General features: G+C 67.8%; 18 protein-coding genes and 1 pseudogene. 9 read left to right on the top strand and 10 right to left on the bottom strand.

The window, feature by feature from the left end; all coding sequences use genetic code 11:
- Positions 1–157: 157 nt before the first annotated feature.
- On the bottom strand, positions 158–583 hold the full coding sequence (locus FCU40_RS20170; protein ID WP_168077362.1) for an HIT domain-containing protein: 426 nt from the start codon (positions 581–583) through the stop codon (positions 158–160).
- Positions 576–1,622, bottom strand: a complete 1,047-nt coding sequence (locus FCU40_RS20165; RefSeq protein ID WP_168077360.1) for a MaoC family dehydratase — start codon at positions 1,620–1,622, stop codon at positions 576–578. The genes FCU40_RS20170 and FCU40_RS20165 overlap by 8 nt, the downstream gene beginning before the upstream one ends.
- 135 nt (positions 1,623–1,757) lie before the next feature.
- Here FCU40_RS20165 and mdh point away from each other — a divergent pair, with 135 nt between their 5' ends.
- Positions 1,758–2,720, top strand: coding sequence for a malate dehydrogenase (gene mdh, locus FCU40_RS20160; protein WP_168077358.1), 963 nt, complete (start codon positions 1,758–1,760; stop codon positions 2,718–2,720).
- Between the two features lie 208 nt (positions 2,721–2,928).
- Here mdh and FCU40_RS20155 read toward each other — a convergent pair whose 3' ends face one another.
- Entirely contained in the window at positions 2,929–3,360 is a 432-nt protein-coding gene (locus FCU40_RS20155) for a CBS domain-containing protein (protein ID WP_168077356.1), read from the bottom strand.
- A 120-nt stretch (positions 3,361–3,480) separates the two neighbouring features.
- Here FCU40_RS20155 and FCU40_RS20150 point away from each other — a divergent pair, with 120 nt between their 5' ends.
- The 6 genes from FCU40_RS20150 to FCU40_RS20125 all read left to right on the top strand — a co-directional run bounded on the left by FCU40_RS20150 (position 3,481) and on the right by FCU40_RS20125 (position 8,095).
- A complete protein-coding gene (locus FCU40_RS20150) occupies positions 3,481–3,987 on the top strand; it encodes a DUF1993 family protein (RefSeq protein WP_168077354.1) in 507 nt (168 codons plus the stop codon).
- 399 nt (positions 3,988–4,386) lie between these two features.
- Positions 4,387–5,913, top strand: coding sequence for a signal recognition particle protein (gene ffh / locus FCU40_RS20145; protein ID WP_168077364.1), 1,527 nt, complete (start codon positions 4,387–4,389; stop codon positions 5,911–5,913).
- Positions 5,914–5,937: 24 nt separating this feature from the next.
- Positions 5,938–6,417 (top strand): 30S ribosomal protein S16, encoded by a 480-nt coding sequence (rpsP, locus tag FCU40_RS20140; RefSeq protein WP_168077352.1) that lies wholly within the window; start codon positions 5,938–5,940, stop codon positions 6,415–6,417.
- Positions 6,418–6,474: 57 nt separating this feature from the next.
- Positions 6,475–7,038, top strand: a complete 564-nt coding sequence (gene rimM, locus FCU40_RS20135) for a ribosome maturation factor RimM (protein ID WP_004617187.1) — start codon at positions 6,475–6,477, stop codon at positions 7,036–7,038.
- Positions 7,039–7,062: 24 nt separating this feature from the next.
- Positions 7,063–7,626: an NUDIX hydrolase gene (locus FCU40_RS20130; protein ID WP_168077350.1), complete on the top strand. Its 564-nt coding sequence runs from the start codon at positions 7,063–7,065 to the stop codon at positions 7,624–7,626.
- Entirely contained in the window at positions 7,565–8,095 is a 531-nt protein-coding gene (locus tag FCU40_RS20125) for a type II toxin-antitoxin system PemK/MazF family toxin (protein ID WP_342672570.1), read from the top strand. The genes FCU40_RS20130 and FCU40_RS20125 overlap by 62 nt, the downstream gene beginning before the upstream one ends.
- Positions 8,096–8,239: 144 nt before the next feature.
- Here the strand turns inward: FCU40_RS20125 and FCU40_RS20120 are convergent, their stop codons facing one another.
- On the bottom strand, positions 8,240–9,094 hold the full coding sequence (locus FCU40_RS20120) for an acyl-CoA thioesterase II (protein WP_168077346.1): 855 nt from the start codon (positions 9,092–9,094) through the stop codon (positions 8,240–8,242).
- An 81-nt stretch (positions 9,095–9,175) separates the two neighbouring features.
- Between FCU40_RS20120 and FCU40_RS20115 the strand changes: the two genes are divergently transcribed.
- Positions 9,176–10,087: a histone deacetylase gene (locus tag FCU40_RS20115; protein ID WP_168077345.1), complete on the top strand. Its 912-nt coding sequence runs from the start codon at positions 9,176–9,178 to the stop codon at positions 10,085–10,087.
- 102 nt (positions 10,088–10,189) lie between these two features.
- On the opposite strand, the gene FCU40_RS20110 is transcribed toward FCU40_RS20115, so the two are convergent.
- From FCU40_RS20110 to FCU40_RS20095, 4 genes are all read right to left on the bottom strand, one after another.
- Complete coding sequence (locus tag FCU40_RS20110; protein WP_004617191.1) at positions 10,190–10,288, bottom strand: hypothetical protein; 99 nt, start codon at positions 10,286–10,288, stop codon at positions 10,190–10,192.
- Between the two features lie 137 nt (positions 10,289–10,425).
- Positions 10,426–10,599: a DUF2256 domain-containing protein gene (locus FCU40_RS20105; protein ID WP_168077344.1), complete on the bottom strand. Its 174-nt coding sequence runs from the start codon at positions 10,597–10,599 to the stop codon at positions 10,426–10,428.
- On the bottom strand, positions 10,599–11,018 hold the full coding sequence (locus FCU40_RS20100; protein ID WP_004617192.1) for a PaaI family thioesterase: 420 nt from the start codon (positions 11,016–11,018) through the stop codon (positions 10,599–10,601). The genes FCU40_RS20105 and FCU40_RS20100 overlap by 1 nt, the downstream gene beginning before the upstream one ends.
- Positions 11,018–11,515 carry a PaaI family thioesterase gene (locus tag FCU40_RS20095; protein WP_004617193.1) on the bottom strand — a complete coding sequence of 166 codons (498 nt, stop codon included), beginning with the start codon at positions 11,513–11,515 and terminating at the stop codon, positions 11,018–11,020. The genes FCU40_RS20100 and FCU40_RS20095 overlap by 1 nt, the downstream gene beginning before the upstream one ends.
- Before the next feature lie 25 nt (positions 11,516–11,540).
- Between FCU40_RS20095 and FCU40_RS20090 the strand changes: the two genes are divergently transcribed.
- Complete coding sequence (locus FCU40_RS20090) at positions 11,541–12,569, top strand: ligase-associated DNA damage response exonuclease (RefSeq protein WP_168077343.1); 1,029 nt, start codon at positions 11,541–11,543, stop codon at positions 12,567–12,569.
- Positions 12,570–12,592: 23 nt separating this feature from the next.
- On the opposite strand, the gene FCU40_RS20085 is transcribed toward FCU40_RS20090, so the two are convergent.
- Both FCU40_RS20085 and FCU40_RS23115 read right to left on the bottom strand, forming a co-directional pair.
- A complete protein-coding gene (locus FCU40_RS20085) occupies positions 12,593–13,258 on the bottom strand; it encodes a citrate synthase (protein WP_241693664.1) in 666 nt (221 codons plus the stop codon).
- Positions 13,244–13,382 (bottom strand): annotated as a pseudogene (locus FCU40_RS23115) (thiamine phosphate synthase); the annotation flags it as partial. The gene FCU40_RS20085 and the pseudogene FCU40_RS23115, both read right to left, overlap by 15 nt.

The raw sequence follows: 13,382 nt of genomic DNA, 5'->3' as shown, positions 1-13,382 counted from the left end.
GGCCCGCTGCGCGGCCGCCGCCCGCAAGGCCGGACGCGGGGCGACGCTGAAACACGGCAAGGGCGGTCATCACGCCAAGGCCGCCGCCGGCCACCGGGGCAAGGCCAGCCTCGGCAAGAAGGGCGGCGCGAAGAAGAGGCGGCGCTAGGGTCCGAGCCTAAACCGAAAGCGCGTCGCGCGCCGCCTCGATGGCGGCGGTGAGCGCCTCGGCGCGGTAAGCGACGGCGGGACTGTGACCCCACACCGGACCCGGCCAGGCCGGATCGCCCCGGCCTCGTCCCACCACGTGGACATGCAGCTGGGCGGTGACATTGCCCAGGGCGCCGACGTTCAGCTTGTCGACAGCCAAGCCGAGCCGCGCTCCGATCGCCCGGACGGCGGCCCCCGCCCGGACGGTCTCCTCCATCAACTGGCGGCGATCGGCGGCGTCCAGGTCCTCGATTTCGCGCAGGCCCGCCTGGCGCGGGATCAGAACCAGCCACGGATAGCGCGCGTCGTCCTGCAACCGCGCCTCGCAGAGCGGCAGGTCAACGACTCTGTGCGACGTAGCGACGAAGGCCGGATCGAGAACGAAATCAGCCACGTTTCGGAATCGCCGCCCAATAGTCGAAGTCGAGGATCACGGCCGGATCGTAGGTCCCCTCCCCGTCCTTGTCGGGGAAGTCTCCGCACGGCCGGTCCTTGGTCGCCACCAGCCGCAGACGCAGCGCCCCAGCGGGGCCGAGGTCGGCCTTGTCCAGCACCTGGCTCCAGGCGAACACCGTGGCCCCGGCGAAGAACGGCGCGACGTGCCGGCCGCCATTGATGGCCAGGATCAGGCCGGCGTTCTGCAGGCCGTTGAACGACAGCGCCTTGGCCGTCGAGATCACCACCCCGCCATAGACGAGGCGCTTGCCGGACGGGTCCTTGGCCCGCTCGAACTGATTGAAGTGGACCTTGGCGGTGTTCTGCCAGAGACGCGTCGCCATCTGGTGCTCGGCCTCCTCGACCGCCATGCCGTCGACATGGTCGATCCTCTCGCCGATCTCATAGTCCTCGAAAGCGTGGGGCGCGCCGGCCAGCGCCCAGTCATGGCCGGCGAAATCGAGGCCCGGCGGCAGGACCAGATCGGCCGGGGCCACGGCGGACGACAAGGTCGGAACAGCCTGCTCGGCGACCTCGGCTTCCGCGTCGCGCTTGCGGACCATGACCCAGCGCACATAGCTCAGCACCGCCTCGCCGCGTTGGTTGGTCCCGGTCGTGCGGACATAGACGACCCCGGTCTTGCGGTTGGAATTCTCCTTCAGCCCGATCACATCGGAGACGGCGCTCAGGGTGTCGCCGGGAAAGACCGGCGCCAGGAACCGCCCCTCGGCGTAGCCCAGGTTGGCCACGGCGTTCAGACTGATGTCGGGCACCGTCTTGCCGAACACCACATGGAAGGCGATCAGCGGGTCCACCGGCGCGCCGGACAGACCGTGGGCGCGGGCGAACTCATCGGACGAGAACAGCGCGAACCGAGGGCCGTAAAGCGCCGTGTACAGCGCGACGTCGCCCGCCGTGATCGTCCGGGGCGTGGCGTGGACAAGCCGCTGGCCCAGGCGGAAATCCTCGAAGAAACGTCCCGGGTCGGTCTTGCTCATCGGCCGCTCTCCTTATCGTCGTTCAGCCATCTTTGCCGCAGCGCAGCGAAACGGGAAAGAGGACTTGAGGCCGGGCCGCTACGGGTCTAGACCGCGCCGCGACATTCCACTGTCCACAGCCTTGATGGAGACCCCATGGCTCGCGCGAAGATCGCCCTTATCGGCGCCGGCATGATCGGCGGCACCCTGGCCCACATCGCCGCTCGCGAAGAGCTGGGCGACGTGATCCTGTTCGACATCGCCGAAGGCACCCCGCAGGGTAAGGCCCTCGACATCGCCGAAGCCTCGGCCGTGTTCGGCAAGGACGTCGCGCTGAAGGGCGCCAACGCCTACGAGGACATCGCCGGCGCCGACGTCTGCATCGTGACCGCCGGCGTGCCGCGCAAGCCGGGCATGAGCCGCGACGACCTCCTGGGCATCAACCTGAAGGTCATGAAGGCCGTCGGCGAGGGCATCAAGGCCCACGCCCCGAACGCCTTCGTCATCTGCATCACCAACCCGCTCGACGCGATGGTCTGGGCCCTGCAGCAGTTCTCGGGCCTGCCGAAGGAAAAGGTCATCGGCATGGCCGGCGTCCTCGACTCGGCCCGCTTCGCCTACTTCCTGGCCGAGGCCACCGGCGTGTCGGTCGAAGACATCCACGCCTGGACCCTGGGCGGTCACGGCGACGACATGGTCCCGATGGTCCGTCACTCGACCGTCGGCGGCCTGCCGCTGCCGGAACTGGTCAAGCAAGGCTGGCTGACGCAGGACAAGCTGGACGCCATCGTCGAGCGCACCCGCAAGGGCGGCGGCGAGATCGTCGCTCTGCTGAAGACCGGCTCGGCCTTCTACGCCCCGGCCGAGAGCGCCATCGCCATGGCGACCTCGTACCTGAAGGACAAGAAGCGCGTCCTGCCGTGCGCCACCTACCTGACCGGCCAATACGGGCTGAACGACCTCTATGTGGGCGTGCCGGTGGTCATCGGCGCCGGCGGCGCCGAGAAGATCGTCGAGTTCGAAACCAACGACGCCGAGAAGGCCATGTTCGCCAAGTCCGTCGAGTCGGTGAAGGGCCTGATGGAAGCCTGCAAGGCGATCGACGGGTCGCTGGTCTAAGCGACTTTCGATGCATGAATGACGAAGGGCGGCTCCTCGCTGGGCCGCCCTTTTTCTTTGATGCCCTCTCCTTTGGGAGAGGGCGGGGCCCGTCCCGGCGAAAGCCGGGATGGGAGGGACAAAGGTCTTCAACGTCGACCGCGATAGCCCCTCATCCCCCCACACCTGCGGCGCGGGTCCCGCCTTCTCCCGACGGGAGACGGTGACTTTAGTGAGCCGCCTCGCCCGGCTCCTGCGAGATCTCCTCCAGCGTCTTGCCGACCTGCTTGGCGCCGTAATCCTTGGCCACGTCGCCGAGCGAGAGGATGCCGCTGAGCGCGCCGGCGTCGTTCAGCACGACCAGGCGGCGGACTTGATTATTGGCCATCTTGGCCGTCGCGTCGGCCAGGACGTCGTCCTCCTTCACGCTCAGCACCTCGCCGTCCGACATCACCTCGGACACCGCGCTGTCGAAGCTGCGGCCCTCGGCGACGACGCGCAGGACGATGTCGCGGTCGGTGACCAGGCCCACGACCTTGCCGTCGTCGACCACCGGGACGACCCCGCTGTCGATCTTGGCCATGGTCTCAGCGACCTGACGGATCGTGTCGGACGGGCGGGCGATCGAGACCTGGGTGGTCATGGCGTCGCTGACTTTCATGGCGAACCTCGCGATTTGGGAATCCGAGCCCCTAAAACCCACAGCTTCCACCGACCGTTCCGCTTTCGGGCGTCACATGGCTCCCCTATCTAGGCGCGTCTCGTCTTCCCGGAGCTTCCCATGTCGATCTCGATCCACCAGGCCAGCGCGCCCGTCTTCATCCAGGGCCTGAAGGGGCTGAAAGGCGTGCTGATCAAGGCCGCGACCCACGTGGAGACCAAGGGTTGGGATCCCGAAGCCCTGCTGAAGGCCCGGCTCTATCCCGACATGTTCCCGCTGATCCGCCAGGTCCAGATCGCCACCAACTTCGCCAAGGGCTGCTGCGCGCGCCTGGCCGGCCAGGAGGTTCCGGCCTGGGACGACGTCGAAACCAGCTTCGCCGAGCTGATCGCCCGCATCGACCGCGCCATCGCCTATGTCGAAGGCCTGGACCCCGCCACCTTCGACGGCGCGGAGGATCGCGACATCACCCTGACCCGTCGCGGCGAGACCAGCGTGGTCAAGGGCCTGGCCTATTTCCAGGGTCAGGCGATGCCGAACTTCTTCTTCCACATCACCACCGCCTACGCGATCCTGCGCCACAACGGCGTCGAGGTCGGCAAGCGCGATTTCCTGGGGACGGCCTGATCCTTCCCATACTCCGATCTTCCCGGCGAAAGCCGGGACCCAGATCCCATGGCGTTTGGACTGGTTGGATGAACGCGGAGCGCATGGAACCCACCCCAGCGCTCGTCCATCTGGGCCCCGGCTTTCGCCGGGGAGATCGGATGTGGTGGGTCTCTTTTGACTCCTTCCCGAAATTTGTGCATAAGCCCCGGCTTCCGGCGCTTTATCAGCAGCGCCTCCACCGTCACGACCCCGGCCTGTTAGCGCAGGACCCATCCGGACGAGGACGGCGAGGACCCCCGTCGACGTGATCGTCCACGGGGGCTGATGGCGTTTGGCCACCGCCTGCTCGCGAGCAGGCGGAGTCTTAAGGAGTCGAGCATGACGTCCGTCATGCTTGGGGATTTAACAGGGTTCGACATGTTCGACGGCCTTACAGAGCGACTTTCCGGCGTCTTCGAACGCCTCGGCGGTCGCGGCGTGCTGTCCGAAAAGGACATCGACGAGGCGCTGCGCGAGGTCCGCGTCGCCCTGCTCGAGGCCGACGTCGCCCTGCCCGTCGTCAAGGACTTCATCAGCAAGGCCAAGGAGCTGGCTTCGGGCGAGGCGGTCATCCGCTCGGTCAAGCCGGCCGACCAGGTGGTCAAGATCGTCTATGACGGTCTGGTCGACATGCTGGGCGGCGACGTTCCGACCGGCCTGAACCTGGCGCTGAACCCGCCCAGCATCATTCTGATGGCTGGTCTGCAGGGCTCGGGCAAGACGACCACCACGGGCAAGCTCGCCCTGCGCCTGTCCAAGACCGAGCGCAAGAAGGTGCTGGTCGCCTCGCTCGACACCCGTCGCCCAGCCGCCATGGAGCAGCTGGCGCTGCTGGCGACGCAGGTCGGGGTCGAGAGCCTGCCGATCGTCGCCGGCCAGAGCGCCGTCGACATCGCCAAGCGCGCCGTCTCGGCCGCCAAGCTGGGCGGCTACGACGTCCTGATCCTCGACACCGCCGGCCGCACCACGCTGGACGAGGCGATGATGAGCGAGGCGGCGGAAGTCGCCCGCATCGCCAACCCGTCCGAGACCATCCTGGTCGCCGACAGCCTGACCGGTCAGGACGCCGTCCGCACCGCCAAGGCGTTCCACGAGCGCCTGCCGCTGACCGGCCTGATCCTGACCCGGGCGGACGGCGACGGCCGCGGCGGCGCGGCGCTGTCGATGCGCCACGTCACCGGCCTGCCGATCAAGTTTCTCGGCGCCGGCGAGAAGATCGACCAGCTGGACGTGTTCGACGCCCGCCGCGTCGCCGGCCGGATCCTGGGCCAGGGCGACGTCGTGGCCCTGGTCGAGAAGGCCGCGGCCGACCTCGACCACGCCGAAGCCGAGCGCATGGCCAAGAAGCTGGCCAAGGGCAAGTTCGACCTCGACGACCTGTCGGCTCAGCTGAAGCAGATGCAGAAGCTGGGCGGCATGGAAGGCATCATGGGCCTGCTGCCCGGCGTCCAGAAGGTCAAGAAGCAGATCTCGGAAAGCGGGATCGACGACAGCATCTTCCGTCGCCAGCAGGCGATCATCAGCTCGATGACCAAGGAAGAGCGCAAGAAGCCCGACATCCTGGCCGCCTCGCGCAAGCGCCGCATCGCGGCCGGCGCCGGGGTCGACGTGGCCGAGGTCAATCGCCTGCTCAAGCAGCACCGCCAGATGGCCGACATGTTCAAGGCCATGTCCAAGGACGGCGGCAAGGGCCTGGCCCGCATGGCCCAGATGATGGGCGGCGGCGACATGGCCCGCCTCAAGAACATGGGCGGCGGCAAGATGCCCGCCGTCGATCCCAACGCAGCGGGGGGCCAAGGCCTCCCGGGGCTGCCCGGCCTGCCGGGTCTCGGGGGCGGCGGCGACGCCAAGCCCAATCCTCTCTCCGGCCTGGGCCTGCCCGGCTTCAACCCGTTCAAGAAATAGAACTTTAGACCAAGGACTACCGCAATGCTGAAGATCCGTCTCGCCCGTGGCGGCGCCAAGAAGCGTCCGTACTACTCGATCGTCGTCGCCGACAGCCACTCGCCGCGCGATGGCCGCTTCATCGAGAAGGTCGGCACCTACAACCCGCTCCTCAAGAAGGACGACGCCAACCGCGTCACCCTGAAGGTCGAGTCGATCCAAGAGTGGCTCAAGAAGGGCGCCCAGCCGACCGACCGCGTCGCCCGCTTCCTGGCCGCCCAAGGCCTGACCACCTGGACCGCCGGCAACAACCCGGAAAAGGGCAAGCCGGGCAAGAAGGCGCAAGAGCGTCTGGCCGAACGCGCCCAGCGTGAAGAAGAGCGCCGTCAGGCCGAGGAAGACGCCAAGGCCGCCGCCGAGGCTGAAAAGGCCGCCGCCGCCGAAGCCGCCGCCGCGGCTGCCGCGGCTCCGGCCGAGGAAGCTCCGGCCGCCGAGGCTCCGGCCGAAGAAGCCGCCGAAGGCTAATCGGGGTATCCGCGCCGCCGGTCCCTTGCGGATCGGCGGCGCGACTCTGTCCGGACCATGGCCTCGCCTCCCCAAGACCCTCTGATCCTGGTCGGCCGCGTGGCCGGCGGTTTCGGCGTGCGCGGCGAGGTGCGGATCTCGACCTATACCGAGGCGCCGATGAACCTGGCCGCCTTCAAGACGCTGAAGCGGCAGGACGGCTCGCCCGCCCTAACCATCGCCTCGGCCCGGCCGACCAAGGACGGCGTCATCTGCCGCTGTCCCGGCATCGACAGCAAGGAAGCCGCCGACGCCCTGCGCGGCCTTCGCCTCTACGTTCCCCGCTCGGCCCTGCCCGAGCCCGACGAGGACGAATTCTATCTGACCGACCTGGTGGGCCTTTCCGTTCGCCATATCGCCACGAACGTCCTGCTGGGCCGCGTGAAGAGCGTCCAGAATTTCGGCGCCGGCGACATTCTCGAGATCACCCCGGACCTGGGCGGCCCAACCTGGTATCTGCCGTTCACGCGGGCGGCTGTTCCCGAGGTCAAGATCGGCGAAGGTCTGATCCTGGCCGACCCGCCCGCCCTGGTGGGCGAGGCCGAAGGTCCCGCTGAGGAAGAGCTGGGCGACCGCGACTAATTCTCCGCGAGGGAGCTACCGGCGATGTCGGACGGAAAGTGGCGCGTCACCGCTTCGCGCGTCGTTCACCAGGACCGCTGGATCCACCTGCGCGCCGACGACTGCGTCACCGACGAAGGCGCGGTGATCGCACCCTACTATGTTCTGGAATATCCCGACTGGGTCGAAGTCGTCGCGCTGGACGCGGACGACAACGTCTTGCTCATACGTCAGTACCGGCACGGGCTGGGCGGCTTCGCCACCGAGCTGCCGGCCGGCGGGGTCGATCCTGGCGAGACGGACCCATTGGTCACAGCGGCGCGCGAACTGATGGAAGAGGCGGGCTGCGTCGGTACGCTGACCCTGATCGGCGGCAGTCGGGTCAACCCAGCCAACCACGCCAATCGTTCGCACATCGTCCTGGCGCGTGACGTTACTCGCGTAGCTGAGCCAAAGGATGACCCAGCCGAGCGCATCGAAAGCTTCTGGGTCCCGGCCGCTGAGGCGTTGCGAATGGCTTTGGCCGGCGAGTTGACCAACGGCATGCATGTCGCCTCGCTGCTGCGCGGTCTGGCGGCGGCGGGCGCGGCGAAGATTGAATCGATTTGAACGGTCTTTGAACGCACGCGACATTGCGTCATGGTTGAGCATTATGACGCTCAGCTACCATCCCGCGCCAGGCGCCCTCCTGGTTTGTGACTACGATACGGGCTTCCGGGAACCGGAAATGGTTAAGCGAAGGCTATGCGTCGTGATCACGCCGCGCCTTCGTCGACGCGACGGATTGTGCACGGTCGTACCGTTAAGCACGACAGCTCCCGATGAGCCCCAAGACTATCATTGCGAGATGACTTTCGCCCGTCCTCTGCCGAAGCCCTGGCCGGGTGATCGCAAATGGGCGAAGTGCGACATGTTGGCCACGGTTGGCTACGGCAGACTTTCGCCCATCGGCATTGGGCGGGATGCACAAGGCAAGCGCCGTTACATCTATCCTCACGCCAATGGCGATCAGTTGAAGGAAATCAGGAAAGCCGTCCTCTGCGCGTTAAGCCTTCGTGAGTTGACAATTCACCTCTGAAGACTCATCTCTCTATTGAACCCGCTCTGCCCCGGCATCGGGCTTTGAGACCACCTTCCTTGAGAGGGTGGCGGGTCTCGGAGGCGATAACAAGCAACCGAGACTGTCGAATAGGGCGCGGCCTTGGCCGCGCCCTTTGTCGTTCTACTTCCGTACCCGCATCAGGCACTCCTGAGCCACGCTGGCCAGCAGCTTGCCGTCCTGGCTGAACATCTGGCCGCGCACCAGGCCGCGGCCGTGCGAAGCGGCGGGGCTGTCCTGGGCGAACAGGGTCCAATTGTTGAAGTCGAACGGCTGGTGGAACCACATGGCGTGGTCCAGGCTGGCCCCCTGCAGGCCCGGGGTCGACCAGATCAGGCCGTGCGGGCGCAGGGCGCTTTCCATGAAGGCCATGTCCGAGGCGTAGGCCAAGGCGGCCTGCTGCATCTTGATGTCGTCGCCCAGCGGGGCCTTGGCCCGCATCCAGACATTCTTGACGCCCGGCTTCTTGACCGGGGCGACCGGGTTCTGCGGATCTTCCCAGCGGATGTCGACCGGACGCGGCCGCGAGGCGATGGCCAGCATCTTCGGCGGGATCTGGTCGCCCAGGCCCTTCAGGAACTCGACCTCGGTGGGCAGGCTCTCCGGATCGGGCGCGGCCGGCATCTCCGATTGGTGCTCGAAGCCCTCCTCGGGCGTCTGGAACGAGGCGGCTAGGTTGAAGATCTGCTCGCCGTGCTGGATGGCGGCGACGCGGCGCGTGGTGAAGGTGCCGCCGTCGCGGGCGCGCTCCACCTCGTAGAGCACGGGCGCGGTGACGTCGCCGGGCCGGATGAAATAGGCGTGCAGCGAGTGGCAGACCCGCTCGGGCACGGTCCTGTAGGCCGCCAGCAGGGCCTGGGCGATCACCAGCCCGCCGAAGATGCGCGGGAAGCCGTCGTTCGGGCTGATCCCCCGGAACAGGTTCACCTCGATCGGCTCAAGGTCCAGAATGTCGGCGAGGTTCTCAGTCGTCTGCATGACGCAGTGCGATAAGCTTCCGTGTGCGCTGCCGCAAGTCGTCACCTTGCGTCAGGCGGTCGCGCTCCCCATCGTGAAGCGATGTCGCGCGCCCCGCCCATCATCCACCACCCCGCCTTTCGCGCCGAAATGCCGGCCGGGCATCGTTTTCCAATGGACAAATTCTCGCGCCTGGCGACCGTGCTGGAGGTCGAGGGCGTGCCGGGTCCGGAAGGCTTCGCCAGGCCAGAACCCATCGATATCCAGACCCTGCTGCTAGCCCATACCGAGGACTATGTCCGGGGCGTGATCGAGCTGTCCCTGCCCGCCGACGTCGTGCGGCGGATCGGCATGCCCAACACCGACAGCGTCGCGATCCGGGCGCGGGCGGCGACCGGCGGCACGCTTCTGGCGGCCCGGCTGGCGCTGGAGGGCGGGATCGCCTGCAACACGGCCGGGGGCAGCCATCACGCCTGCGCCGAGAGCGGGGCCGGCTTCTGCGTATTCAACGACGTGGCGGTGGCCGCCAAACGGCTGCTGGCGGAAGGACTGATCGGAAAGGCCCTGGTCGTCGATCTCGACGTCCACCAGGGCGACGGCACGGCGCGGATCTTCGAGAACGATTCCAGCGTCTTCACCTTCTCGATGCACGCCGAAAAGAACTTCCCGCATCGCAAGGCCGTCAGCGACCTCGACGTCGAGCTAGCCGACGCCACGGGCGACGCCGAATATCTGGCGAAGCTGGCGGACATCCTGCCGGCGCTGCTCTCCAGCGTCCGGCCGGACATCGTGTTTTTCAATGCGGGGGTCGATCCCCACGCGGACGACAAGCTGGGCCGACTGTCGCTGACCGACGCGGGTCTGGAGCGACGAGAGGCCTATGTCCTGGGCGCTTGTCTAGACAGAGAGATCCCGGTGGTCGGGGTCATCGGCGGCGGCTACGACGCGGATATCGATCGTCTGGCAGCCCGCCACGCCATCCTGCATCGGACGGCCAAGTCTCTGTATGCCTGAAAGTCTTGTTTTTCTTGGTCTTCGGGCGACCTCGGGATCGCCATCTCCGTCGGGCCGGCTCTGGAAACGAGCGGGCCGCGACGGAGGTTAAGCGGCGATCACTTACAGGCTCGAAGCGAGCGAGCCGGCGATCACGACGAGCGGCAGAACCGCGAGAACGAGCGAGGCGAGGCCGGCGACGGCGTTGGTCTTCATGGTCATGGTCTTGATCCCTGTTCTTTTCCTCCGGCGCCCGTTTGGCGTCCGGCGATCGGGGATATAGGCGCGACCTTGGCCTATCGCACGTTACCTTTGCTTCATTACGCCAATTTAAAGAACGTTACCGCGCTCAATTCGGATTACGAGGGTGTAATTTTTCGTGATCGACACAGGTCAGAACAATATCTGACCGCATCCCAATCCTTGGCCCACTTCTTCCGCCACGTGAAGGGCCGACCGCAGACCGCGCAGAGCTTCTCGGGCAGCTCGGCCTTGGCCACGGCCTTTCCGCCCTTCCGCGACGGCTTCACCATCACTCCTCGCTGGGCGCGACCAGGAACAGGCCGCGCAGGGTCGCGATTGGGGCCGAGCGGGTCTCCTGCCAGGCCTCGACATGGACGTTGGCGATCCGGCGGCCCAGCTTCTTGATGGTCGCGCGGGCATAGGTGGTCAGCGGCCTGCCCGAGCGCAGATACTCGATCGACACGTCGATCGTGCGCGGCTGGCGCTTCATCGGGGCGGCGACCGACAGCTGAGCCAGGGCGGTCATTTCCATGAAGGCCCCCAACACTCCGCCATGAATGGCGGGCAGCATCGGATTGCCGACGATGTGCTGGGCGAAGGGCAGGACGGCGGTCATTTCGTCCCCAGCCAGCTCGGCCTTTATCCCGAGAAAGCGGGCGTAGGGGATCGACTCCAGCATCGAGACCAGGCGGGTGTCCTCGTCGGCCATCAGTCGACCCCTCCGGTCTTGGCGCCCGCGTCGCGCGGCGGCTTGAGGTTGGCGCCCGGCTTCTTGCCGGCGCTGCTGTCGAGCATGAAGGTCGCCTGGGCGGCGGCCACCGGATCGTTCGGGTCGCGGTCGTAGGCCACGGCCCGCACGAACGCGACCGAGCGGGTCAGCTTGTAGCAATGGGCCCGGGCGAAGACGTCCAGTCCCGGCTCGGCGGCGCGCATGTAATCGATGCGCAGGTCCAGGGTGGCGATCGACACCCAGGTCGTCAGCGCCGCGTGAACGGCCTGGCCGCTGGCGTGGTCCAGAAGGGTGGTGACCACGCCGCCGGCGATGACGCCCGTCTCCGGATCGCCGACGATCTCGGGCCGATAAGGGACCTTCAGGATCGCGGTCGCCTCGCCGATCTCCAAGGTGGAAAAGCCGAGGGCGCGCGCCTGGGGGCTTCCCTCGTTCATCGCCGTGGCGATCATTCGCGTCTGTTCGTTGTCGCTCATGGGGATAGGCTTAGCGCCTCTTGCGTTGTCTTATCCAGACGTGATCAAGCCCGAAGATCTCCTCTGTCCCCGACCGGGCGGCCTCTACTGCCCGCCGGGCGACTTCTATATCGACCCGGTCCGCCCCGTGGACCGGGCGGTGATCACCCATGGCCATTCGGACCACGCCCGCGCCGGCCACGGCGTCGCCGTCGCCACGCCGCAAACGCTGGCGATCATGGCGGTCCGCTATGGCGAGGATTTCGCCGGCCGCCGTCAGCCCGTTCCCTATGGCGAAACCTTCGTTCGCGACGGTGTGGAGGTGACCCTTGTTCCGGCGGGTCATGTGCTGGGCTCGGCCCAGGCGGTCGTGCGCTGGAAGGGCCTGACCATGGTGGTCTCCGGCGACTACAAGCGCCGGCGCGACCCGACCTGCGCCTTGTTCGAGCCCGTCCCTTGCGACGTCTTCATCACCGAGGCGACGTTCGGCCTGCCCGTCTTCCGCCACCCTGACGACGCTGGCGAGATCCGGCGCCTGCTGGCCTCGGTCGAACAGTTCCCGGAGCGCTGTCATCTGGTCGGGGCCTACGCGCTGGGCAAGGCTCAGCGCGTGATCCGGCTGCTGCGCGAGGCGGGCTGGGACAGGCCGATCTTCGTCCACGGCGCGCTGGAGCGGCTGAACGCCCTTTACGAAGCGCACGGCGTGGCGCTGGGCCCGCTGGCGCCCGCCACCGCCTCGGGTCCCAAGGACGCCTTCGCCGGCCAAATCATCATCGCGCCGCCGTCGGCCATGGCCGACCGCTGGTCGCGGCGCTTTCCCGATCCGGTCGACTGCTTCGCCTCGGGCTGGATGCGGGTGCGGGCCCGCGCCCGACAACGGGGCGTGGAGCTGCCCCTGATCCTGTCGGACCACGCCGACTGGGACGAGCTGACGGGGACCCTGGCCGAGCTGCGTCCCGGCGAGGTGTGGATCACCCACGGGCGGGAGGAGGCCCTCGAGCGTTGGTGCGCGCTGGAAGGGCTGCCGGCCCGAGCGCTGCGCCTGGTCGGCTACGATGACGAAGAGGGGGAGTAGGGCTCGCGGCGGCCGGTCCGGAATCAGCCGCCGGGGACCTCACCCACGTACCGCGCCCTCGGCCGGATCAGCCGTCCGGTCTGCAGCTGCTCGATGGCGTGAGCCATCCAGCCCGCGCTGCGGGCCGTGGCGAACAGGATGAACGGCGCGTCGGGCGGCAGTTTCAAGGTCCGCGCCAAAGACACCAGAGCGAAGTCGATATTGGGCGAGAGCCCGGTGGCCGTCTCGGTCGTCGTCCTCAGCTCGGCCAGCAGCGCGGGCGCCGTAAAGGCCGACAGCAGCGCCGCCGCGCGCGGGTCGCCGTCCGGATAGAGCGGATGACCAAAGCCCGGCATGGCCGCGCCGCGCGCCAGCCGCGCCGACACGGCCTGGGACGGATCGCGACGTTCGGCCTCCTCGACGAAGGCCTCGACCCGCGCGGCCATGCCGCCGTGCAAGGGTCCGGACAGGGCCGACAGCCCCGCCAGACAGGCCGCCGACAGCGACGCCCCGGTCGAGGCCGCCACCCGCGCCGCGAAGGTCGAGGCGTTGAGCTCGTGGTCCGCCAGCAGGACCAGGGTCCGGCGGACCAGATCCGCGCCGTCCGCGTCCAGTCCCCAAGCCGCCGCGAAGCGGAGATGGGCGGGGCCTTCGCCCGTCAAGCCGGCGGCCGCGTCGACCACCGCCTCCAGCAGGTCGGCGGCCTCCATCGCCAGGTGTCGGCTGTCGTGGCAGGTGACGCCCACCATCCGATCGCCCATCAGCTTGCGCGCGTCCCTGCACGCCATGTCGGACTGGCCGACATGTACGCCGTCGACGGGAAGGCGGGCCGCG

Origin of the sequence: Caulobacter sp. SSI4214 (assembly GCF_012184455.1) — a bacterium.
GTDB classification, from domain to species: Bacteria; Pseudomonadota; Alphaproteobacteria; order Caulobacterales; family Caulobacteraceae; genus Caulobacter; species Caulobacter vibrioides_E.
The sequence above is the reverse complement of the archived record's forward strand: the minus strand, read 5'-3'. Positions and strand labels throughout refer to the sequence as shown.